The sequence below is a fragment of the Grylomicrobium aquisgranense genome, assembly GCF_033971865.1.
GTDB classification, from domain to species: domain Bacteria; phylum Bacillota_I; class Bacilli_A; order Erysipelotrichales; family Erysipelotrichaceae; genus Bulleidia; species Bulleidia massiliensis.
On sequence record NZ_JALBUR010000004.1, the window covers coordinates 39,062 to 61,162 of the forward strand.

General features: G+C 44.7%; 16 protein-coding genes. 12 read left to right on the top strand and 4 right to left on the bottom strand.

Annotation, left to right across the window (positions count from 1 at the left end; all coding sequences use genetic code 11):
• Positions 1-20: 20 nt before the first annotated feature.
• The 4 genes from MOZ60_RS02825 to MOZ60_RS02840 form a co-directional block, all read right to left on the bottom strand.
• Positions 21-782, bottom strand: a complete 762-nt coding sequence (locus MOZ60_RS02825) for a DUF6262 family protein (RefSeq protein WP_370595573.1) — start codon at positions 780-782, stop codon at positions 21-23.
• The gene (locus tag MOZ60_RS02830; RefSeq protein WP_370595574.1) at positions 779-2,626 is read right to left on the bottom strand and encodes a tyrosine-type recombinase/integrase; all 1,848 of its coding nucleotides are present in this window, start codon (positions 2,624-2,626) and stop codon (positions 779-781) included. Before MOZ60_RS02830 ends, MOZ60_RS02825 begins: the two co-directional genes overlap by 4 nt.
• Entirely contained in the window at positions 2,568-4,406 is a 1,839-nt protein-coding gene (locus MOZ60_RS02835) for a tyrosine-type recombinase/integrase (protein ID WP_370595575.1), read from the bottom strand. The genes MOZ60_RS02830 and MOZ60_RS02835 overlap by 59 nt, the downstream gene beginning before the upstream one ends.
• A gap of 370 nt (positions 4,407-4,776) precedes the next feature.
• On the bottom strand, positions 4,777-5,892 hold the full coding sequence (locus MOZ60_RS02840) for a tyrosine-type recombinase/integrase (protein WP_370595576.1): 1,116 nt from the start codon (positions 5,890-5,892) through the stop codon (positions 4,777-4,779).
• Between the two features lie 150 nt (positions 5,893-6,042).
• Here MOZ60_RS02840 and MOZ60_RS02845 point away from each other — a divergent pair, with 150 nt between their 5' ends.
• The 12 genes from MOZ60_RS02845 to MOZ60_RS02900 all read left to right on the top strand — a co-directional run bounded on the left by MOZ60_RS02845 (position 6,043) and on the right by MOZ60_RS02900 (position 21,483).
• Positions 6,043-6,735, top strand: coding sequence for a hypothetical protein (locus tag MOZ60_RS02845; protein WP_370595577.1), 693 nt, complete (start codon positions 6,043-6,045; stop codon positions 6,733-6,735).
• A 165-nt stretch (positions 6,736-6,900) separates the two neighbouring features.
• The gene (locus tag MOZ60_RS02850) at positions 6,901-7,272 is read left to right on the top strand and encodes a helix-turn-helix domain-containing protein (RefSeq protein ID WP_370595578.1); all 372 of its coding nucleotides are present in this window, start codon (positions 6,901-6,903) and stop codon (positions 7,270-7,272) included.
• Positions 7,273-7,359: 87 nt separating this feature from the next.
• Positions 7,360-7,602: a hypothetical protein gene (locus tag MOZ60_RS02855; protein WP_370595579.1), complete on the top strand. Its 243-nt coding sequence runs from the start codon at positions 7,360-7,362 to the stop codon at positions 7,600-7,602.
• 195 nt (positions 7,603-7,797) lie between these two features.
• Positions 7,798-10,860 carry a DEAD/DEAH box helicase family protein gene (locus MOZ60_RS02860; protein ID WP_370595580.1) on the top strand — a complete coding sequence of 1,021 codons (3,063 nt, stop codon included), beginning with the start codon at positions 7,798-7,800 and terminating at the stop codon, positions 10,858-10,860.
• An 11-nt stretch (positions 10,861-10,871) separates the two neighbouring features.
• Entirely contained in the window at positions 10,872-12,554 is a 1,683-nt protein-coding gene (locus tag MOZ60_RS02865; RefSeq protein ID WP_370595581.1) for an HsdM family class I SAM-dependent methyltransferase, read from the top strand.
• On the top strand, positions 12,544-13,743 hold the full coding sequence (locus MOZ60_RS02870) for a restriction endonuclease subunit S (RefSeq protein WP_370595582.1): 1,200 nt from the start codon (positions 12,544-12,546) through the stop codon (positions 13,741-13,743). Before MOZ60_RS02865 ends, MOZ60_RS02870 begins: the two co-directional genes overlap by 11 nt.
• Positions 13,744-13,929, top strand: coding sequence for a RepB family protein (locus tag MOZ60_RS02875; protein WP_370595583.1), 186 nt, complete (start codon positions 13,744-13,746; stop codon positions 13,927-13,929).
• 437 nt (positions 13,930-14,366) lie between these two features.
• Complete coding sequence (locus MOZ60_RS02880; RefSeq protein ID WP_370595584.1) at positions 14,367-15,671, top strand: DUF7601 domain-containing protein; 1,305 nt, start codon at positions 14,367-14,369, stop codon at positions 15,669-15,671.
• 134 nt (positions 15,672-15,805) lie between these two features.
• Positions 15,806-16,285: a signal peptidase I gene (lepB, locus tag MOZ60_RS02885; RefSeq protein ID WP_370595585.1), complete on the top strand. Its 480-nt coding sequence runs from the start codon at positions 15,806-15,808 to the stop codon at positions 16,283-16,285.
• Positions 16,282-16,995, top strand: coding sequence for a class B sortase (locus MOZ60_RS02890; protein ID WP_370595586.1), 714 nt, complete (start codon positions 16,282-16,284; stop codon positions 16,993-16,995). The genes lepB and MOZ60_RS02890 overlap by 4 nt, the downstream gene beginning before the upstream one ends.
• Positions 16,996-17,410: 415 nt before the next feature.
• Entirely contained in the window at positions 17,411-18,847 is a 1,437-nt protein-coding gene (locus MOZ60_RS02895; RefSeq protein WP_370595587.1) for a DUF6273 domain-containing protein, read from the top strand.
• A 53-nt stretch (positions 18,848-18,900) separates the two neighbouring features.
• Complete coding sequence (locus MOZ60_RS02900; RefSeq protein ID WP_370595588.1) at positions 18,901-21,483, top strand: InlB B-repeat-containing protein; 2,583 nt, start codon at positions 18,901-18,903, stop codon at positions 21,481-21,483.
• Positions 21,484-22,101: the final 618 nt, after the last annotated feature.

The following is a 22,101-nucleotide window of genomic DNA, read 5'->3' on the forward strand; positions in this document are numbered from 1 at the left end:
GAAAGCGTGAGGCTGTTACTTCACGCCTTGTATTTTCCAGGTTTGCTGTAGCTGATTCCAAGACCCATATCAATGATGTCATCGTCCGAGTCGTCAACAGGTGTTTCACATTTGCCTTTGCCGTTCAGAAGATCAGCTTTCTCTTTCTTCAGGGTATCGCATTCTCTGCATTTCTCTTCGTATTTCTTTTTCAATTCATCGTTCTGAGCAATCCTGAAGCTCACCTGGTTTAAAAGTTCTTTGTTTTTCTGTTGCGCAATTCTCAACTGATCTTTCATAGGAAGTCTTCCTTTTTCACGAGTTCTTGACACTCCGGTTTTCTCATCTTTTAATGCAGGCTCAACAATTCCATACGACTGTATGGCACTCGTTCTCTTCTTTTCAGTAAGAACGAGCAGAAGTGCGTTATAGGCTTGCTTTAATTCTTCAAGTTCTTCCTTATAGGTTTCATCTTTACGCAGCCGCTCGTTCTCGCGCTTCAATGCTGCATTTTCTTCCTTGAGCCGTTTGAACTCTGCTTCCATTTTTTCCTTTATGGAAGCACCGCCATGCTTAGGTGGTCTTCCGGCAGGCACCTCCTCATCCATATTGCCTTTCACAAAAGCGAACAGCTCTTTGTCTGCGTAAATGAACTGAGCCGAAACATGAGCTTCCTTAGCGACCTTGCGAAGAGAAAATGGCGTTCCTTTTTTTCTCAGACGCTTTACTGCATTTATTACATCTTCGTGCTTCTTAGTTGAACGTTCTGCCTGATATTTGTTAAGGTTCTTTCCGTCGTTCATACAGCTTCACCTCCCTGGATTGCATGAATGATCTTGTCGAGCTTACGTATCATATTTTCGTCATGCTCAGCGATTGTGTCGTATCCTTCCATTTCTGCTGCGGTTTTGGCTATACTCAACTTGCGCCGCTGGAACAGATATACTTCAAGGTATTTTCTGGAAGGGAAAAACATTGAACAGTTCAGACAAGCATTGGCGTGCGAGCAGATGCCATTTCCTGGTTTCCCGCAGAATCCGTTAGACAGGGGGATCAACTGTTTCTCTCCTGCATCAGGTGGAACAGTCTTATCATCCAAAACATTCGTATCTTCGCCAATATTGTGAATGAGCGCATCGTTTTCCTGATGAATTTTCTTCATGCCTTCCATCCGTTCTGCATCAGAAATCTTGATGTAATGACCAAGAGATTCATCATCGACTTGTCCCAGGAAGACATGAACCATTTCAGGATCATTGCTCAGACGAATTAGTTCGCTTGCTACAGTCTGCCGGAATCTGTGCAGATTCCCAATCTGAAGCGGCTTGCCGTCATCGCCCTTGATGTCATTTGCCTTAACCATCTTTCTGAGTTCACGCCTCAGATATTCTGTCTGCAGGTGCGAATCGGTGCCGAAAGCGAAGATGTATTCACAATCCTGCCCATATTCCTGCTTTGAAAGCTCAATCCGCCGGCTTAGAATTCTTCCCGCAGCTCCCTGCAGCGGGAACAGAGACCATTTCCTCGTCTTGTACTGGTACAGATAGATCATCCATCCGCCGCCTTCTTCATCTTCATCAAAAGTCAGAGCCGGAGTTCTATCCGGTTTTAGAATTCTGGCGGCGCACAGGTCACTGCTGCGATATCCCTGCAGAAGAAGCACTATCAGTGCATCCCTGCATATCGGCGACAAATCCTCTGCGTGCTTCAATACCGCTGACAGCTCACGGTCGGAATAAGGGTGCGGGTCCGGCTTTGGTTTTCTGCGCCGGTCCGTCTTTAAGAAGACGTCTGCTTCTGTCATGCCTTCCAGATGCCGCAATGCCGCTGTCTTCATGAACTCTTCAATTGCTCCGAGTACATGGTTATAGGTTGAAGAAGACGGAAGACGTCCATGCAGATATTCAATTAGAGCTTCCGCATCATCACGGTCGAAGTGTGACATGTCCTGTATTCCGTTTTCCTGCATAAATGAATCCAGATGCGACAGAAAATAAAGATACTGAATGTCAGTCGTAAGCCCCACCGAATGAATCTGCCAGATAAATACATGCTTTGCTGCGTTCTTCAGCCAGGGATTCTCGAGATTGTTGAAATAAATATGATCGGCATTTCGCGGGCCTGTCTGCGGATGGAATTTTTCAATTACATCAGAAGTCCGCCAGATATCATCGTCAAAGCGGAATCCGTTATGCGGGTTCTGAATCTCATAAACCCATTCATAAAACCGCACTATGTTGTCAAAGCGGCGGTGTGACCGCTTTGTAACCTCATATCCGTGCTCCCGGAGTCCAGTCAGAACGTCGTCAATAAAGATATTTTTACCAATTTCTGAAAATGATTCTGCATTTTTATATGCAGCACCTTTGCAGATGAACGAAAGACAGCAGAGGTGATTGATATACTGCTTGGCACTCTCAACGGTGAAATGCCTTTCAATAATAATGTCTTCGATAAAGCCTCTGACCTCATTGTTCAGAAAGGTGTTTTCTACATTTGGGAGAACAGTTGTGCCTGCTTCCCCAGTTAACGGGCTCTCAAACAGCTCCGGATCAGAGAGAAGGATGCTGCGGCCATTGAATTTAGGATTATGCGGTGCGATAACCATCAGAACCCTGTTCTTTTCTTCTTTCGCTGTTTTCTTCATGAATGTTCTGGACTCCTTTATGATCTGTAATCATGTCTATGACACGCTTGAGCTCGGTCGCGTTCTTCTGGTGAGTCAGTCTTTCCGGTTCAGACTGCGAAGCGGCAATCAGCTTCAGTTCCTCCTTATACTGAGCTTCGTGTACCGGGAGGTAATCAGCGTTCGTGTAGAAATACTGGCATCGTCCTGAAACACAGGTGCAGTAGTGCGGGCATTCCTTCAGCAGCTCTGGACGTCCGCATATTCCATTGGGAAGTAACATTCTTCTGAGGCGATTCCTGGCTTTTCGGATTTGAGTCTTATCCTCATCTGAAAGGCTGTTCTCGTCGTCAAGAATCATTTCTTCTCCGCGCTGGTTAAGATATTTCAGGTTCTTTTTCTTTGTTTCCACCTCGATAGAATCCAGATACCGAATTGTCATAGCAATGGATTGATGATCCAGTTGAGCGCTGATTGTCGCAATCGGAACGCCTGCCTCAAACATTCTTACGGCGCAGGTGTGTCGCAGACCGTGCGGTTCAAAGTGAAACGGTGTTCCGTCTGCCTCAACAATCCCTTTTTCCGCAAAGAACTTCTGCAGTGCTCTCCGAACAGCGCTTGTATGTATGGGGGTCGAGCGTGTATTAAAGCCGCTGAACATATATTCTGAATTGGAATCTAATGTTGATCTCCATGCGTCCAGGAGAATTGCCAGGGACTTTGATACGAACACCACCGCTTCGTGATTAAATTTATGATTGTAGTAATTCAGCTGTGCCCCGGTAATGATGAATTCTCCTGTGCTTGCGGTTTTTCCATGCACGATCAGATCCTGTCTGCGAAGTGAGCAGGCATCACAGATTCTGAGCCCAGTATCAAACATCACCAGGAAGACCAGAGAATACTTTTCCGGCAGATCCGGAAGAACTTTGAAGATCTGGCGTAGAACGTAGGATGAGACGGCTCTTCTTTTTATGTTCTGCTTTCTGACCCGATAGGCGTCTCTGGAATAAGTCCAGGGATTGTTTACCTGTAGTTTCTTCTTTATTGCGACGTAATGGGTGAATGAGTACATCGCAAAAGCTATTCCCTGAACATACCGGAGCGCCTTATCCGAAGAACCGGTTTCTGCATTTCTGAAAAGTACTTTTGAGGTGCAGTAATCATTTGCTTCAATCGTGCTTATTTGAAGTGCCGGGCGATCCATTTCCCTCAAAACCATCGCGATAAGAAGTAACTGATCATATACATGTGCATATGACAGTTCGGTATCCCCCAGAAGATGAAGGATATAAACCTTAACCAGCTCTTTATTGCCGCTGTCAGTAAGACCTGCAAATGAAAAGCGATGCTGCCTGGAAAATCCTTTCATCCGGCGGTCCCCATGTCTGAACCAATTCGAATACCAAACGTCGTAGTCCATCAGATTGGATGGTCTTGGCGATCCCGCAGTGACGTAATTCGTAAAAGTTCGTGCAATTCCAGATGTTTGATGTGCGTAATTAAGCCAGTCTGTCAATGACACGGCGTTTTTCATGGCAGAATCCGGGATGGGACCGTGACTGAACAATTTCACAAGCCCTTTTCTCAGGTTCAAATACGAGTATTTCCCCGTTTCCAGCATCGTATATATGTATTCTGCCAGCAGCCTAATCAGGTTCTCAGGCATATAGGAGACATCGATAAACATGCGAAGCGCATTGTTTCGCGCAGAATCGAGATCTCTTTCCCTGTTCAGAAGAATACAGGCGCCAAGAAGATCCAGCATTTTGTATTCAGCACAATGCGATGAAAACGACATTTTGGCATCTGCGCCTCTGGGAACAGGAAGAAGATCCGCAGTAAGGATTTCTGCATACCAGCTTTTCCGATGAGAAGTATAGGTGTCTTTCTGTGAAAAAGAAGCGTGAAGATCATGAATAAAGCGGTGGTAATCCGGATCATCACCTTCCTTATACGTATTCCGAATAAAATTCTGAATCCCGCGGACGCAGAATGTAATCGACGCTTTCCAGGACATTAAGTAGTAGGCAATACACAGGTTTCTTCTCAGATGTTCATCGCTGGTGAATTTCAAGCTCAGATCAATAGCAGGCACCGTGTACTTTGTCTTCTGCTTTGAGATATTTATGACTGCCTCTGCATTCAGAACATCATTTTCAACGCAGCGGCTAATCTGTTTTTCCGTCTTTTCCGTCAAACTCCTTATCAGTGATTTCATCCAGATTCCTTTCTTTCAGATATTCCTTTGATTTCCGCCGGATCGTCTCTTCTGACAAGCCTGCATAGATCCTCGTTGATTCGTCGCTGGCATGCCCCATGGTCTTCCCAATTTCATCCAGGGTGAACGGAGATTTTTCATCGTTCAGCCGTACTTGAGCAAATCCATGTCGAAGCATATGCGGATGAACTTTCAGCCCGGCAAGTCTGCCGGCACGGGCAACAATATCTCTGGCGTTGTCGTAGGTCATCGGCCTGCCTTTGTTTTTCCCGTACATGACAACAAAGAGAAATTTCGGGTTTAAGTCGGTCATGGAGATCAGCAGTTCACAGAGCAGCCCGGAGAGGTAGTCTGAGAGGTAAATGCAGCGCTCGGAATGCCGCTTTACATAGGCATTGTTCGGGTTATCTTCTCGATACACGAGCTGGATCGCATTATCTTCCAGGTTGATGTCCTCAATGCGAATGCCAAGTGCCTCGCCGATTCGGGCTCCACACTCAAACATGATTCCAATGAGGACTTTATCCCGTGGATGAATACAGGCTTCCTGCATTTTCTTGTACTGCTCCCATGAAATGAAGTTGACTGGATTCGCCGGATCTCTTCTCACATAGGCATCCCTGCCGATACTTTCGGAATAGCTGCTGGCGAGCCCTTTCAAAAAGTTCTTATTATGTCGGTTAAACGTTGTGCTGAATGTCTGGTAAGGACCAGAGGGAATCAGTTTCCGCACATAAAGGTAGTTGTAATAGCTGTAAACAGCCGCAAGCGCATGGTTGATTGTGCTATTGCAGTTTCCGCGCTCCGCTTCTGACAAAATGAACTGATCAAATAATGCCTGTGTGTCGGAATCTTTATCAAAAACATGCAGCGGATCAGCATTTTGACCGGCGCAGAATCTGTACCATTTCAGCAGCTCACTGCCATAACTGATAGCGGTGAAGTCCGCTGACCCATGCGTCTTCAGGTGTGCAAGAAAGTCCGTTATTTCAGGAACAGGAAGATGTGTTCGATCGTCAATGATAACGATGGATTTCCTGTTGTTATACAGATATCTTCTAAACATGTTTTGTCTCCGTTCTCAGTTATCTGTATTCTAATAAAAATGTGAAAACCAGTAAATAACATATAAGGTTTTCACATTATAATGTGAAAAGTTTTGTGTAAATCAAAAGAGATGCGCATTGAACCGAGTGCTGCTGTTAAAATGAGAGCCATGAAGCGGTATGGGTATGTGTACATCGGATCGGGGCAGATGCAGCGAATAAAAAAATGGATGTCGATCGAGAAAACCGAACGAATCAACAGCTATTTTTTCAACCTCGACGGGAAGCTTCCGATTATCTATACCGAGAATATGACGATGCGCCCTGAACCCGTTCATATCCAGTACCTAAAAGAACTTATCGGGAGGTTTGAAAATGGGGATGTCCTGGTAATGGTGTCAATGATTGACATTTCCATGGACGAATTGGTTGTAAATGATATTTACGGTTATGCATGGGAAAAAGGAATTGCTCTCAGGTTCCTTGAAACGCCATGGGTGAATACTGATTTTCTGAAGCGAGAAAATGTGTCTATGCAGGCCGCACAAGCTGTGATCTCAGAGATGTATAAACGAAATAGAAGCGAAAAAACTGAAATTGCAAATGCAAGGGCTTATGTTCGAGCAATCCGTGGAGATACCCAGGACCACAACAAAGGAAAAAAGCTGGAGACAAAGAAGGCAAAAGAGAAAAAAGACATCATGATCATGCGGCTGAATATCTTCGGCGGCCCGCTGAGTGACAGGGAAATGCGGGAGGAACTTGGGATTGATCCTCATACCTATGCAAAATATAAGAAAGAGCTGAAAGCAGACGTTGAGTGGGTTAAACAGAGACAGAAAGAGCTTTCCGGAAAAGAATAATCCGCCTTCCAATGCATAAAAAAAGCTATGCTCGCAATGGTGAGTCATAGCTCTTTTTGTAGATGGAGCAAGGAAACACGGTTTTTCAAAGCCGTGATGAATTGTAACGGCATTACTGATATTTTGCCGTCGGCTAGCATAATACAAACAGAAGGGAGAACTCTGATGTCAATGATCAAGAAGGGCTTTGTTATTCGCCTTTATCCCAATCAGGAACAGTTACAGCAGATTCGCAGCACGACTGGATGCTCGAGATGGCTGTATAACCAAATTCTGGAAATGAATAACAGCCGGAAAGAACTGGATCAGAATTCTCCTTTTCTTTTTGATAGGAAACTCAACTACCTTCTGCCATGCCTGAAGGAAGAACATCCATGGTTGAAAGAGGTCGATTCCACATCTCTCACAGGTACGATCGACAATATCGGCAGTGCTTACAAACGCTGGTTATCCGGCATGAGCATTGGTCTTTTTAATTATCCAGCATCACCCAACAAGGATTACCTGCGTTTGCAGGCAATGCCCTCAATTACATGAGATTTTCCTTCTTGCATCATCTGTTCGTAATAATCTGAGACCTTTCTCAATAACATAAATAAACAAATTTTTTGGGAAGGAGCACATATGAAACAGAAGAAGGCGGTGAAAAGGAAATATTTCGGATGCACATTGGCTTCCGTGACTGAATTCGGGGGAAAGTACTTCGTAGAGGGGTACTATTACAAAGAAAACGGAGATGGGACAGGCATGCTGATGCCGGGATTGAGACCATGTGCCGACTTTGATGAAGCCAAACGGGTTTTTAATGAGCTGAACAGCTATCAGGATGTCGTGAACTTCGTGGAAAACGCAAGGGGTGATGAATAGCCTGCTGTGGCGCCGTCCTTCCCGACTGTAGTTTCTGCATCAATTCTGCTATAACGGGCTCGATCTAGCCCGTAAATATATGCCTGATTCAGGGACGGCACATCGTCCCTTTTCTTCCAGTTTCAATTATGCTGATAATTGATGATTTATGCTGACGATTTGGCATATACTATTAGCAGGAGCTTAGGAGTAAATATGATAAAATCATTTGACGAAAATACAAGGGTGAAAATTCCTGCAACCCTGCAGTTTCTGAGGCTCGGATATAATTACCAGTCTCTGCAGGACTCTGACATTGACTTTGATACGAAGATTTTTGTAAACCGTTTCAAGCCGGCAATTGAAAAAATAAACGGAAGATCTTTTACTGATGATGAGATTTTGCGGCTGATTTCTGAGATCCACTCTCTGATTCGAAATAATGATCTTGGCAGATCTTTCTATCGAAGACTGACCGACACAACAGCGGATGTAAAGCTGGTAGACTTTGACTGCATCGAAAATAACGATTTTGCTGTAGTTGATGAACTGTCGTTTACGGTTGAGAAGGACTCGAAGGAAGGCTCGTTCCGCCCGGATATCAATGTTCTGCTTAACGGCATGCCACTGGCATTTCTGGAAGTAAAGAAGCCGAATAATGAGGGCGGAATCCAGCAGGAATTCAACAGAATGGTCAACCAGCGATTGATGAATCGTGCATGGACAAAGTATTTCAATCTGATACAGCTCGTCTCATTCTCCAACAATATGGAGTATGAAAATGACGATTCAGATGATGTGTCCATGATTCGTGCTGGTTCTTTCTACACAACTCCGAACGGGCAGAACACTTCGTTTTCGTTCTTCCGCGAGGACGAAAAAGGTTATCTGAAGAACTATCCATACAAAGCACTGGATGAAGCTTATACGAGGGCTATCATCAAAGACCTCGGGTACAGTCCGTCTATCTATGACACTCCGGAGTTTGCAACCAATAACATTGTTACAACGCCCTGCAATCGGTTTGTGACGTCCATGTTTGACAAGGAAAGATTCCTGTTCATCCTGCACTATGGACTGCTCTATTTGAAGGGAAAACGTCCTCAGAAACACATCATGCGTTACCCTCAGTTCTTCGCAAGCCGTGCGCTTATCAGAAGACTGGATAAGGGTGAAAAGCGTGGAATCATCTGGCATACCCAGGGCTCCGGCAAGACAGAGCTTGCTATGTATATCAATCTGATTCTGAAGGATTATTACGCAAAGAAGAACATCATTACCCGCTTCTACTTTGTGGTTGACCGGCTGGAACTACTCAGACAGGATAATACGGAATTCTCAAATCGCTACTTTGATGTGGTTAATGCACAGTCCAAGGCCGGTTTCAGTAAGGAACTGAATAAGGTGCTTCCGCATTCCGGAAAGACCGACGCAATTGGAGAGTTCGTTGTCGTTAATATTCAGAAGTTTGAAGAGGCTATTCCGAAGGCTGGAAACGCCTACAATTCCAACATTCAGAGAGTCTTCTTTATTGACGAGGCACACCGTTCTTATGCGCTGAAAGGTGCCTACTTTAAGAATCTGATACTCTGCGACCCGAATGCGGTTTTTGTGGCACTGACCGGAACTCCGCTGCTCTCCAAGAAAGAACGTTCCAATCTTAAATTCGGTGATTACATCCACAAATATTTTTACGATAAGTCTATTGCGGATGGGTATACGTTGAGAATCAAGAAGGAAAAAATTGATACTGTCGTTAAGACTGATATTCACAACAATCTTGAACTGGAAAGACAGGATTTGGACAAGGCTGATGTCTATGAATCAGATCCGTATATCAACTATCTTGGCAAATACATTGAAAAGGATTTTAAGAATTTCCGGCTGGTGAATCAGGACCAGAGTATCGGTGGAATGATTGTCTGCCGTTCCAATCCACAGGCAAAAAAGCTGCACGAATGGTTTCAAAAGAACTCATCCCTGATAACAGGACTTGTCATCTCAGATGAAGGCAATCCAATGCAGGAAAACGCCAATGAACATAACCAGGTTGAGTTTAAGACTTCTGACAAGCCTGACCTGCTCATCGTGGAATACATGCTTACGACAGGCTATGATGTCAGTCGTTTGAAGAAGATGTATCTTCTCCGCGGACCGCATGCGCAGAATCTTCTTCAGACCATCTCACGCGTCAATAGACCTTACAAGAGCCCGAACGGAACGGTTTACCATTACGGCTATATCACAGACTTCATTGACATTGATGAGGAGTATGACCGGACGCTGAATGACTACCTGAAGGAGCTTGAGAAGGATTTTAACGATACAGACGATGAAGAGCATAACAGTCTTGCTGGCCTTGTTGTTGATGTTGACACGATTCGCGAGAAATACAATAGCTATCTCTCAGAGCTCAATGACCTTGTGGATACAGACGACATTGAGAAGTTTCAGCAGCGTCTGACTCTGTACAACAAGGATACTGTTCTCAAAATCAAGCGGCTGCTGAATGGAATTAAGGACTGCTACGTCGAATTCATGCTGTCCAATGCCATGGATGATGCGGCTAATGTAGATTATGACGCTGCAAAGAAGAAGCTCCATGTGACACAGGAACGGATTGACTTCCTGAATCTGCAGTCAGAGCCAACAAAAATGATGGATATTCTGTCAGATGATGAGGTCGTTGAAATCGTTTATGAGTTTATTAAGACACAGATTTCGGTGATTGACCTTAGCAAATTTGAGCCAAGCAGCACAGTGTACAAGGATTTCAAAGAAACTTTGACCGCCGTCAAAAAGCAGATTAAGAAGAACCGCAATAAGTCAGACATCGAGATGATTAAGTTGGATTTGGCTCTGCAGCAGTTATTCTCAAGCATGGATATCAAGAACATTGATGATCTGAGCGGGCTGACCGGCAAGATGAAAGAGATTCTTATGAAGGCAATCGCCATCAACAAAGAAAACGAGCGTCTCTCTTCTATCTATGATGGAAACTTTGCCATGGTAAAGACTTATCAGGATGCAGTCTCCAATCATCCGGATTTAAGCAATAAGGATATTGAAGACGCGCTGAAACTTATATATCAGGAGATTAAGGCTGGGGTGGACACTAATATTCTGGTTGTTCAAGGACGGCAGGGATTTATTGATGAAACCAAGAAAAAAGTGGTTGTACCGCTTATCAAGGCGGGACTGTATAAGAACCTGGGGCTGAAGACGTGGATTCAGACGCTGCTGTCTAAGATGTACACCAACCTGCAGAGTTACAGATGAGGAGACAGAAAATGTCAGAAAACAAAACCGATTATTACGCACTTGAAACCAAGATTGATGAGATGATTGATGAGCTGCAGGGACTTTGCTCCCAATATGGCTTGTCAAACACCGCCAATGAAGAGGTAGTGGTTACTTCCACCTTCCTTTATAAGTTCCTGAACGACAAGTACATGTACAACCTCCATGCATTCGCTGATGAACTTGGTGAATCCGTGGATGAAGTACTCAAGAATGAAAATGATGAGCTGGATGCGTTTTACGATGCTCACCCGACAGATGTTGTGTTCCATCAGGAAGATACCATTGAATACCTGATTAACAGAACCGGAAGAAAGGATTTCAGCACGCTCTTTGATGATGCGCTGGAACGCATTTCCAACTATCCGGAGAACGACAAATTCAAGGTCTGCACCGCCGGTGGTGAAAAAGAACCGCTGTTTACCAGAATCACAGAAACCATTATCGACCGTGATAAGAGAAACACATTTGCGGTATCTTTATTCTCTACCATTTCGGAAGATAAATTTGATTTCAGTGCTGCTTTCGGAGAGAACTTTGACTTTTATTCCACCATTTTTGAATACCTTATCAAAAACTACAATGTTGCCAGCGGCACTTATGCGGAGTACTTTACGCCCCAGTCTGTCTCTTCAATTATTGGACGTATTCTCGTTGGAATGTCGGAGGTTAAAGATGACAAGCTTTACGAAGTGCTAGACTGCGCAGCCGGTTCCGGTTCCCTGGTCCTTCATCTTGCTAACGAACTTGGGCACGGGCAGTTCGGCAACAGGGCACGTGTCTACTGCCAGGACGTTTCCTCCAAGTCTACCCGGTTTCTGCGTATGAACATGATGCTCAATGGTCTTACAGAATCACTGGATAATATTGTGCAGGGCGATTCTTTGACCAGCCCTGCTCAGTACAACGCTAACCATGACCCGAGCAGCGGATATAAAAAGTTTGACTATGTGACCATCAATCCACCGTTCAAAACGGACTTCTCGTCCACCAGAGATGAAATTGAAAATAACTGGAAAGAGACCGACAGATTCTTTGCTGGAGTGCCGAACATAACGCCGAAAAAAAAGGACAAGATGCCCATTTATCTATGCTTCATCCAGGATGTTCTTTGGAGACTGAATGATACCGGCAGGGCAGCTATTGTCTGCCCGACGGGATTCCTCACTGCGCAGAGCGGAATTGAAATTAAGATCCGTCAGAAACTGATTGATAGCAACTGGTTGAAAGGTGTTGTGTCCATGCCATCCAATATCTTTGCTAATACAGGCACCAACGTATCCGTTCTCTTCATTGACAAGACAAAGAACGATGATGACAAGGTTATTCTGATTGACGCATCCAAGCTTGGTGAAAAGCGCAAGGAAGGCAAGAACCAGCGCACCGTTCTCAGAAACGATGAAATTGAAAAGATTATCAGCACGTTCAATAACCGTGAGGCTCTTGAAGACTTCTCGGTTGTCGTGACCACAGACCAGATCAAGGAGAAGAACTACTCGTTCTCTGCCGGGCAGTACTTTGAAGTGAAGATTGAATACGTGGAATTAACCGAGGATGAATTCAACGCGAAGCTGAAAGAATACGAGAAAAATCTGGATAAGCTGTTCGCAGAAGGAGATGAGCTGCAGAAAGAAATCCAGAAGGATCTCAAGGGGCTGAAGTATGAGGACTGAAACTTGCACTTTAGGGGATATCGGAAAAGTGTGCATGTGCAAAAGAGTGTTAAAGGAACAGACATCTCCTTCAGAAGAAATACCTTTCTATAAAATTTCTACATTTGGTGGAAAGGCTGATACATTTATTAGTCGCAAACTATACAACGAATACAAGACAAAATATAGTTATCCAAAAAAAGGGGATGTGCTTATTTCAGCTGCTGGTACGATTGGAAAAACTGTTATATATAATGGCGAAGATGCTTTTTTTCAAGACTCAAATATTGTCTGGATTGATAACGATGAGTCTATGGTTTTAAATGATTATCTTTATTACTATTACAAAACCAATCCTTGGAAAGTAACGTCTGGAAGTACAATACAGCGATTATATAACGATAATATTTCGGGAGCGGTGATCACATTTCCTAAAAGTATAGATGTGCAAAAGCAGCTTATTTCGGTCTTGAAAATATTAGATGAGAAAATCAAAAACAACAACGCCATTTCTTCCCAGCTCGAATCCCTTGCCAAGACCATTTACGATTACTGGTTCTTACAGTTCGAGTTTCCAAATGAGGACGGCAAGCCATACAAGTCATCAGGCGGGAAAATGATATGGAATGAAGAGTTAAAAAGAGAAATACCGGAAGGGTGGAATACAACCACAATAGGTGATATTACAATCAACCACGACTCGGAGCGCATTCCTTTAGCTAGTAAAGAACGTTCTTCTATGCAAGGACGCATCCCGTATTACGGGGCCACAGGAATTATGGGATATGTTAACCGTGCGATTTTCAAAGGTGATTATGTATTGCTTGCTGAAGATGGATCAGTAATGGATGAGAATGGATACCCTATAATACAAAGAATCTCCGGCGAGACATGGGTTAATAATCATGCTCACGTATTAGAGCCAGCGAATGGATATCATTGTCGCTTGCTAATGATGATTTTAAAGCATGTTCCTGTAGTGTTAATAAAAACCGGTTCAATACAAATGAAAATCAATCAAGAGAATATGAACAAATATCATGTTCTTAATATTCCAGATAAATTAAAAAGTAAAGCAAACTCAATATTTGATAATATTGATGCAGAATTACTCAGAATAAATGATGAAACCAACCAGCTCACTTCTCTCCGCGATTTCCTTCTTCCCATGCTCATGAATGGGCAAGTAACGTTCAAGGAGGACGCTTAAATGGCAAGGCCTAAGAAAGACGGAGAAACCCTAAGCCTGTACATCGACAGGGCTGTAAAAAAGCGGCTCCAGCAGTACTGCGCTGAAACCGGGCAGACCCAGACAATGGCGATTGAGCGTATGCTTACTGAAGAGTTAAACAGATACTTCGCTCAGCCGGAAGGCAAACGCATTCCTATTCAATAGAAAATCGGGCGATTTCCCGCCCGATTTTTCTTTTGCCGCCACATGAAACTGCCGCAAACACACCCGGCAACAAGCGCAGTGCCGCCAGAAGGTTCGGCGATATAGGCCGGAAGGCGCTTTTCCACCTAAGATGCCGAAAGACAATGCAGAACAGCACTGTGCCGCTGCAACTGGTAGCGCCAAGCAGCGCAGATGAACCGGACAGGGATGGCGCTTCTGCCCCCTAAAAACAATGCAGGAAGTGTCTCATCCCCATCATTGGAGAGTGTTCTTTTCCCATTTTTTAGGCGATTATTCTTGCCAACTGCAAAAGCTGCATGGAAAAGCATGCAGTTTTTTATTTTTCCGGTGTTACCCAAATACGGTCTATATTCTGCCCTACCCCCGCAGCAATACGAATTGTAAGCCGGTCGTCATGCCGACAAGGAGGATATATTTTGACAAATTCTAATAGAAGGAGACGTATTTTTGCAAAAGCTGGCGCCGTTGTTGGCGCACTGGCTATGGCAGGCGCAATGCCCGTAACCAGCGTTTTTGCCGCTGAGGGCACTACATATGCGCCAGTTGCCGGTGGCAACGCTGTATTTGAAAAGTACCTGACAATGAACTCTCAGTCTGAGGTTCCTAACGCCACATTCAAATTTTCCATCGATGGTGGTGTAACAGCACTGGATTCTGACGGTACATCTACACTGCATGTTTACGCAGGCAACGATGCTAACAACGTTGTTGGCGCTCCGACAATCAGCGATGCTGTATTTGCCCAGGGCGACACAACATATGATGCCATTCAGGATCAGCCGGCATCCGTAACAGTTCGCAATCAGGACGATGGCAAGACCACTAACAAAGATCTGCTGACACTGGATACTGGAAAGAAGTATGCACGTCACGATGTGACAGTTGATTTCTCTGGTGTGCAGTACAAAGAGCCGGGCGTTTACCGCTATCTGATTACTGAACAGGCAACAACCAACCAGGGCGTTACAAATGATGCAGACAACACAAGAGTAATGGACGTATATGTCAATGACGACAACGGCACCCTGAAAATTGGCGGCTATGTGTTACAGAATGCGGAGCCGGATGGAACTGTAAAGCGTGATGGCACAGGTACAGCTGAAAAGTCTAAGGGCTATACCAACGACTATACCACTCACGACCTGACCATCAGCAAGACCGTATCTGGCAATCAGGCTTCCCACGATGAGTATTTCAAGATGACGGTCAAGCTGTCCAACGCCGTTGCTGGCACAGTCTACGATGTAGACCTGTCCAATGCAGACGCAACAACAAAGACTGGCGGTGTCAACACAGAGGCTCACACCAACCCCGCAACACTGACAGTTGGCGCAGATGGCACAGTTACACAGGATTTCTGGTTACAGAACGGTCAGTCCATCAAGATTCAGGGTCTTGCTGATAAGACAGCATATTCTATCAATGAAGATGCCGACCTGATGGATAAGGAAGGTTACGATCCGGCGGCTGAGGTTACTGGTGATACCAAGACAGGTGATGGTGATGCAGAAAAGGATATTGCCATGGATGCATCCACATACACTGTGACAGATGACGCTATCACGGCCGATACAACCGTTGCATATACAAACGTCAAGGAAGGCAACACGCCGACAGGCGTAATCATGGCAGTTGCACCGTTTGCCACAACTGGCATTGCCGGTATTGCTGGTGTAGGTGCAGTCATTGTTTCCAAGCACAAGAAGAAGGACGAGGAATAAGAGCCAACCCTGATTCCACGGACAGTCCAATTAGCATAGGACGCCAATAAGAGGGCAGGGGCAGTTGCTGCCTTTGTCCTCTTTTTTTAATGGGGGGGGCACTCCACCTAACGGGCGACAGAAAGGATGGTATTATGCGTTATTTCAAAAGATTCTTGCTGAAAGTCCTGATTTATGCAGGCATTCTTGTTGTTTTGTTTGGATTTATCTTTGGTCTCAGGGTTACCTATTCAAGCGCAATGTATCCATCCATAAAAGATGGCGATCTGGTGATCGTCTACCGACTGGACACGATCAATCCCGATGATCCGGTGCTTTACAAAAGCAAAGACGGCACAGAAAAGATCGGACGAGTCAAAGCGATTGCAGACAGCACGATCGATATATCGGACAAGGGCGAAGTTAGTATCAATGGCGGAAAGATCACGGAAAATGTGTTCTACGCCACAGAACCTGGCGACACGCTCACATATCCGTACACTGTGCCAGATGATTCATATTTTGTGCTGAATGACAACCGTCGCAACACTGACGATTCCCGTACGCAGGGTGCCATTGTCAAAAAGGATATCGTTGGCAAAGTCGTGTTTGTTATCAGGCGGAGGGGCATATGACCGCTAAGAAATTCTGGTATGGGGCAGGTGACGTACTGGACAGGATAATGACACTACTGTTTTTACTGCTGTTATTTTTGTCGGCTTACTCTTTGTACGACACCATCAAGGTGTACGACAGGGCAAACGATAAAACCTTGTTGCAATACAAGCCAAAGCTGCTGGATGATGGCACAGTTGATGATAGTCACAACTTACCAGGATCAGTTGCATGGCTCACAATCAACGATACTACGATCGACTATCCGATTATGCAGGCGGAGGACAACACAAAATACCTCAACACCGATCCGTATGGCAAAGCATCTATCACCGGCTCCATCTTCCTTGATGCCAGAAATGCGGATGATTTTTCCGACAGTTTCAACCTCATCTATGGTCATCACGTAGAAGGTAAAACCATGTTTGGTGCACTTGATGAGTTTGCAAACCAATCATATCTTGAGAGTCATTCTTCCGGAACTCTGGTTGTTGGAAAAACTGTTTATAAACTTCATCCGTTTGCACTATGTACTGTTTCGCAAAGAAACGATTATGTGTTTGGACATCCGGAAACGACGTCAATCAGTGATGTTGGCACAATCATACAAAATGATTCTGTTGCACTGACAGAACATAATAGCAGACTCAGGATTGTTGCCTTATCAACGTGCAAGGCAGATCCGTCAGATTCAGACAATCGCACAATACTGTTTTGCACAATCGAATAAGGCACTTTTGAGTCAACAGCAAACAGCTAAAATCACAGGCTTGTAAAAGCCTTGGTTGATTACCCTGAGCCACCGCAAGCCAACGTATTTCACTCGTTGGTTAGGCGGTCATCACCGTAAACCGTATTATTTTCATTGCTGCAGAATATAACAAACGAAAGGCGCCAGACTTCGCACCTGTCTGCAGATCAAGTGTGTGAAAGTGAAAAGCAGACGAAATCCTGTTCCGTTGCAGGCACTTGAGTTCTGCATAAAGGAAATGCTAGTGATTGCCATAAGGTAATTACCGGCAGGAATCCTACGTCATTCAGACGGAGGAGAAAGTCAAAGACGATCAGCTCCACTATGGCAGTCAGATGCAGAGCTAGGATCTGTTCTCCGCCATTGATCTGGCATTTAATGAAAGGATGGTATTATGAATAATCTGACCAGTGATAATAAAAACAAAAAGAAACATTCAAAACTTTCTATCTGCATGACAGTCGCTACGGCGATGATTATTGGTTTAACTTCAGCATTTGGACTGAGCCGTATCAACGCCGCTGAAAACGAAAAAAATATAAAAACAATCACTGTGACAAAAAAGTGGGAAGGCGATACTGGTAAAGAAAACCTCCGCCCTGACAACGTGCAGATCAACATGGAGATCGAAGAGAAAAAGCAGAAATCAGATTTTAATTACGCGGTTTCTGTTTATGGTATCGGACAGGATGTGGACGAAAACGGAAAAGTTATGGGCCTGACATTTGGCCCGGCAACAGGTGATGATTACTCCAGTAAGTCTGTCAGCCACACACCTTCAGGCAATACCACAGGCGATAACGCGATTGATGGTCAGTCGCATGCTCACCGGTGCATTCATGATGATACTTGGTCTCAGATTATTTACTGGAACTCTGTAGATCCGGATGTTTATGAGCAGTGCATTGGAAGCGGAGACACTTTATCCTGCACAAAAGCCGTTCCAATTACGATGAACGATACGATTGGCAGTCTTACTCAGCATGGAAATAATACGATGATTGGCGACGGATATTCTACATTTACCAGATCAGAGCTGAAAGATGAATATACCATCTGGAATCCAGCAAGCGTTGAATCCGCCTACAACAACGAAACCTATAACAATACCGCAGACGCATGGGGCACAACTAAAAGTGGCTGGGCCGGCTCTCGGATTCGCGCTGTTCTGAACGGAACCGATGACACAACAGACAAGGATGTGGCCAATGGCGTTCATGATGGGGCGTTTGGATATTATGGAGACGGGGCTGCAAACGGTCCAAAAGACAGAGGACAGGTCACGGATATCAGTAATGTTACATCATCAAATGCACTGATCTCATGCTTCCCAGAAGAACTTCAGCAGGCAATTGGAAAGAAAGCTGTAAAAGCTGATACACAGTGGAATAAAACAGATGGTTCATCCTTAAAAACGACTTATGACAAACTCTGGCTGTTTTCGTTCTCGGAACTGTATCCGGTCAGGACAAACACAGCCGCAAGCTGGCAACGAGGAAATCAGATCTATGAGGGCGTTGAGAATGACTATTCTAGATCTGATGAGAGCCACAAAGGAATGTATCAGAGAAATGTCGCTTTAGGTGCACAGAACCTTGGACTTAAAAACGGCGAAAGCCAGGACAAGGCACGCGCTCACTGGGTTACATGGAACTATGTTCAGTCAAAGTTCCAGATTAAATATGGCTCAAGCCGCTGGTGCTGGCTGCGTTCGACTGGTACGGACGATTCAAACCTCGCAGGCTACGTATATTATAGTGGTTCCTTGGGTAGTGCCCCCGGCCCTTTTTACCGTGGGTCGCTTGCTCCTGGCTTTAGTCTTGCCCGATAAGTGCATCGTTAAGTTTGAGATTTACCCAAGAAAGGAGAAGGAGGCATGTTTTGGTGAAGAAATGTTTAAATACAATGGCTGCAGTTTTGATCAGTATGACGTGTCTGTTGCCGTCATCTTTGACGGTGTACGGCGAAGATGGTGCACCAAATGCTTCTCCAGAGCCATCTGCGCCTGCCGATGCAGTTGCAGATGATGGCACGGCTGAGAACGCTGGTGCCGGTGAAGAAAGAAAAGCCGGCATTTCAGATAGTGATGAGGCATCAAAGTTGGACAGTACTGAAAAAGAAGATAATGCAGATGAATCGTCAGATTCGGCATTGACAGCATCTCCTTCTCCAGGCAGCTCTCAAAAAGATGAAAAAGCAGATTCGAGCACTGAATCACCAGATCCAGCACCAAAGAAAGCTATTTTGAAAGCCTTAGCAGTCAGCAGTGCCAGTGGCGCATTCACATTGACCCTTCAGAACGACGATGGAACAATTTCAAAGAAAAACAATACTGCGGCCGGAACACTTTCGTCCGATCAGAAAACACTTACCATTACAGATGGCCTGAAACCAGACTCAGATGAACTTGATACATTAAACCAGTATGAAGTGAGTCATGACAGCACAGACGCTTATATCTTTGATGGATGGTTTACGGATGATGGAATAATGCTCTATCGCCCATACGGTAAAAATGCAAATGATGGTACATACTGGAATCTTGATAAGTATGTTGGCGGCAAAGATCTTACACTTCATGCACAGTGGGTGAAAGCGTCTGTTCTCCACTATGACGGAAATGGCGGAACAACTGATTATCCGATGCCGGTATATACATTTGATCCAGCAAAGCCATTCTCGTTGACATCAAACACATATGTAAAAGACGGATATGTATTTGCCGGGTGGAATACCGCCGCAAACGGTACCGGTACAGCGTATCAGGAGGATCAGAATGTCAGTCTTTCTGGTAACACAACACTTTACGCACAGTGGGTTCCTCAAAAACAGACTATTGATCAGGCAGCTAATGGCGGTGCATTTACAATTGTAAACAACACTTTGAAAAACTATCAGTATAAGATTACCGAAAAGAATTATTTCCCACATTATGTTTCCTCTGTCGGCAACGGAAAAGTATATGATTTGTCCGACCTTCAGGATGGCTTAACTGTGACAAACACAAGAGTGGCCGTTGTTACATTTGATAAGAACGCAGATGATGCTTCGGGCGATGGTGTTTTACAGCAGGCGCCGCTGAATCAGCCGACGGTTCTGAATGATAATCCTTATACCAGAGACGGCTATATGTTCGCTGGATGGAACACGAAGCCGGACGGAACTGGTGATGCGTATGATCCGAAGCAGCTACATTCATTTGGCGATGATATAACGCTTTATGCACAGTGGGTTCCATTAAAGCAGTCTGAAAAGATCACTTATGATACAAACAAAACGGATTCCACATGGACAAAGGTATCAAGCGGGTCTTTGGTTGTTCCAAGTGATTCAGATACCTATTCTGCAAAATTCTATGAATCGTTACAATTAAGATATTCCAGTGATGCGGCAAAATGGAACCCAAAGACAGACAATGATCTGACAGGCGATAATAAAGACCAGTTGACCATTACCAATGACAAGAAGTTTCCTGTTTATTTCCACGGAAATGGTGCAGATAATGATGCCGACGGTATGCCGGTTCCTCAGTATTTTGCCAGAAATGAGACAGCCGCTCTGATAGCCAATCTGTTTACAAAGAAAGGCTATGTGTTCATTGGCTGGAAGATTGGCAATGAAAAGGATGGAAAGATTGTCTATGAGAATGCTGATCCATATACGGTTGATTATGGAAATATGGCTTCGTTTACGGAGAACACTCATTCCGATCAGGGAATCAATCTTTATGCACAGTGGGCACCGCTGAAAACATTACAGGATGGCTCAGAAGGCGCAGGAACGTACAACATTACTCTGAGCAAGAGCAATGAAGCCTCGGACGATAAGAACACCTGGAGTCGTTCTGTTGATCTGCCGACTGATACGGCTGAAAATAGCTATGATGTTACAAAGATCTATGAGAATGATCCGGACTATTATGAATCGTCAAACGACAGCAGTAACCCAGCTGAAATCAAAGATGATGAGGTGACTATCATAAACAAGAATATAACTTCATCACTGACGATTGAAAACCATGTGACTGGAAACCTTGGCAGTCGTGATAAGCCGTTCAAATTTACTGTAAAGATGACCAAAGGAGCGGATCATCCGATTACTGGTGATAAGTTGGCGGTCCTGATAAATGGTAAAAGGCAGAATCTCTCTTTTGACGACAAAGGACAGATAGAGCTTAGTCTCCAGAGCGGCGACAAGGCTGTCATTACGCCACTTTATAACGGCACATCTTACAGTATCACGGAAAGTGACTACAAACAGGATGGCTATGAATTGACCGACAAGAGCACAAGCGGGGTGCTGAGTTCTGATACAACTGCTATTTTTACAAATAATAGGGCGGCAGGCATTCCAACAGGACTTTTCGATATTTTTAGAAAATTGTGGTGGATTGTTCCGATTGCGGCAGTTGCTATGGCTATCGGTATTTACATTAAGCACCGTTCTATGGCGGGCAAACACTGCTAACTACTCGGTCAGTCACCTTCTCGGCTACAAGTAACCGAGCATGGCAGGACTTCCAGCCCTGACTTGCAAGGCCGCAAGTAGAGCACGCATAAGAACGTGCAGATGACTAGCCTCAGCAGAGAACACAACAGCTCTGCTGCGTCCGCAATGTGATTACACATAACCACGATGCCCTAATGGTGAAGTGCACAGGCAACATATACCGCACAAAGAGAATGTGCATGTGACCTGATCTTCAAGCATTGCGAACATTGGCGAAGGGCAACTGTAAGTAACTGGTTGTGCAGCGAAAGCAGAAGACGCCGTGAGGCGGAAGGCACAGTAATGTAGCCTTCAGATCACGATCGGCTGACGTAATCAGCCTGGAAAGTGAGGCGTGAGGCCATGCAGAAAAACAAAACTGTACTTGTAATCGGATTGAACGGGCTTGGCCTTATGCCATGCACGCCAAGAAAGGCAAACTGGTTGGAGCAAAAATCACCTGCTCTTTTTTCTCTTACATGACTGCTTTCAAAGTGTTAGGCTCTGCGCTTTCTCTACGTTATTGATAGGGTAGAAAACCCTCTACGCTGTTTACGTTATTTACGGGGTAAATCGGACTACAGATAACCATATCGT

Bases quoted from the DNA above. Each gene is read 5' to 3' on its own strand.
- MOZ60_RS02825 (WP_370595573.1), bottom strand. From the start codon at position 782: ATGAACGACGGAAAGAACCTTAACAAATATCAGGCAGAACGTTCAACT.
- MOZ60_RS02830 (WP_370595574.1), bottom strand. From the start codon at position 2,626: ATGAAGAAAACAGCGAAAGAAGAAAAGAACAGGGTTCTGATGGTTATC.
- MOZ60_RS02835 (WP_370595575.1), bottom strand. From the start codon at position 4,406: ATGTCGTTTTCATCGCATTGTGCTGAATACAAAATGCTGGATCTTCTT.
- MOZ60_RS02840 (WP_370595576.1), bottom strand. From the start codon at position 5,892: ATGTTTAGAAGATATCTGTATAACAACAGGAAATCCATCGTTATCATT.
- MOZ60_RS02845 (WP_370595577.1), top strand. From the start codon at position 6,043: ATGAAGCGGTATGGGTATGTGTACATCGGATCGGGGCAGATGCAGCGA.
- MOZ60_RS02850 (WP_370595578.1), top strand. From the start codon at position 6,901: ATGTCAATGATCAAGAAGGGCTTTGTTATTCGCCTTTATCCCAATCAG.
- MOZ60_RS02855 (WP_370595579.1), top strand. From the start codon at position 7,360: ATGAAACAGAAGAAGGCGGTGAAAAGGAAATATTTCGGATGCACATTG.
- MOZ60_RS02860 (WP_370595580.1), top strand. From the start codon at position 7,798: ATGATAAAATCATTTGACGAAAATACAAGGGTGAAAATTCCTGCAACC.
- MOZ60_RS02865 (WP_370595581.1), top strand. From the start codon at position 10,872: ATGTCAGAAAACAAAACCGATTATTACGCACTTGAAACCAAGATTGAT.
- MOZ60_RS02870 (WP_370595582.1), top strand. From the start codon at position 12,544: ATGAGGACTGAAACTTGCACTTTAGGGGATATCGGAAAAGTGTGCATG.
- MOZ60_RS02875 (WP_370595583.1), top strand. From the start codon at position 13,744: ATGGCAAGGCCTAAGAAAGACGGAGAAACCCTAAGCCTGTACATCGAC.
- lepB (WP_370595585.1), top strand. From the start codon at position 15,806: ATGCGTTATTTCAAAAGATTCTTGCTGAAAGTCCTGATTTATGCAGGC.
- MOZ60_RS02890 (WP_370595586.1), top strand. From the start codon at position 16,282: ATGACCGCTAAGAAATTCTGGTATGGGGCAGGTGACGTACTGGACAGG.
- MOZ60_RS02895 (WP_370595587.1), top strand. From the start codon at position 17,411: ATGAATAATCTGACCAGTGATAATAAAAACAAAAAGAAACATTCAAAA.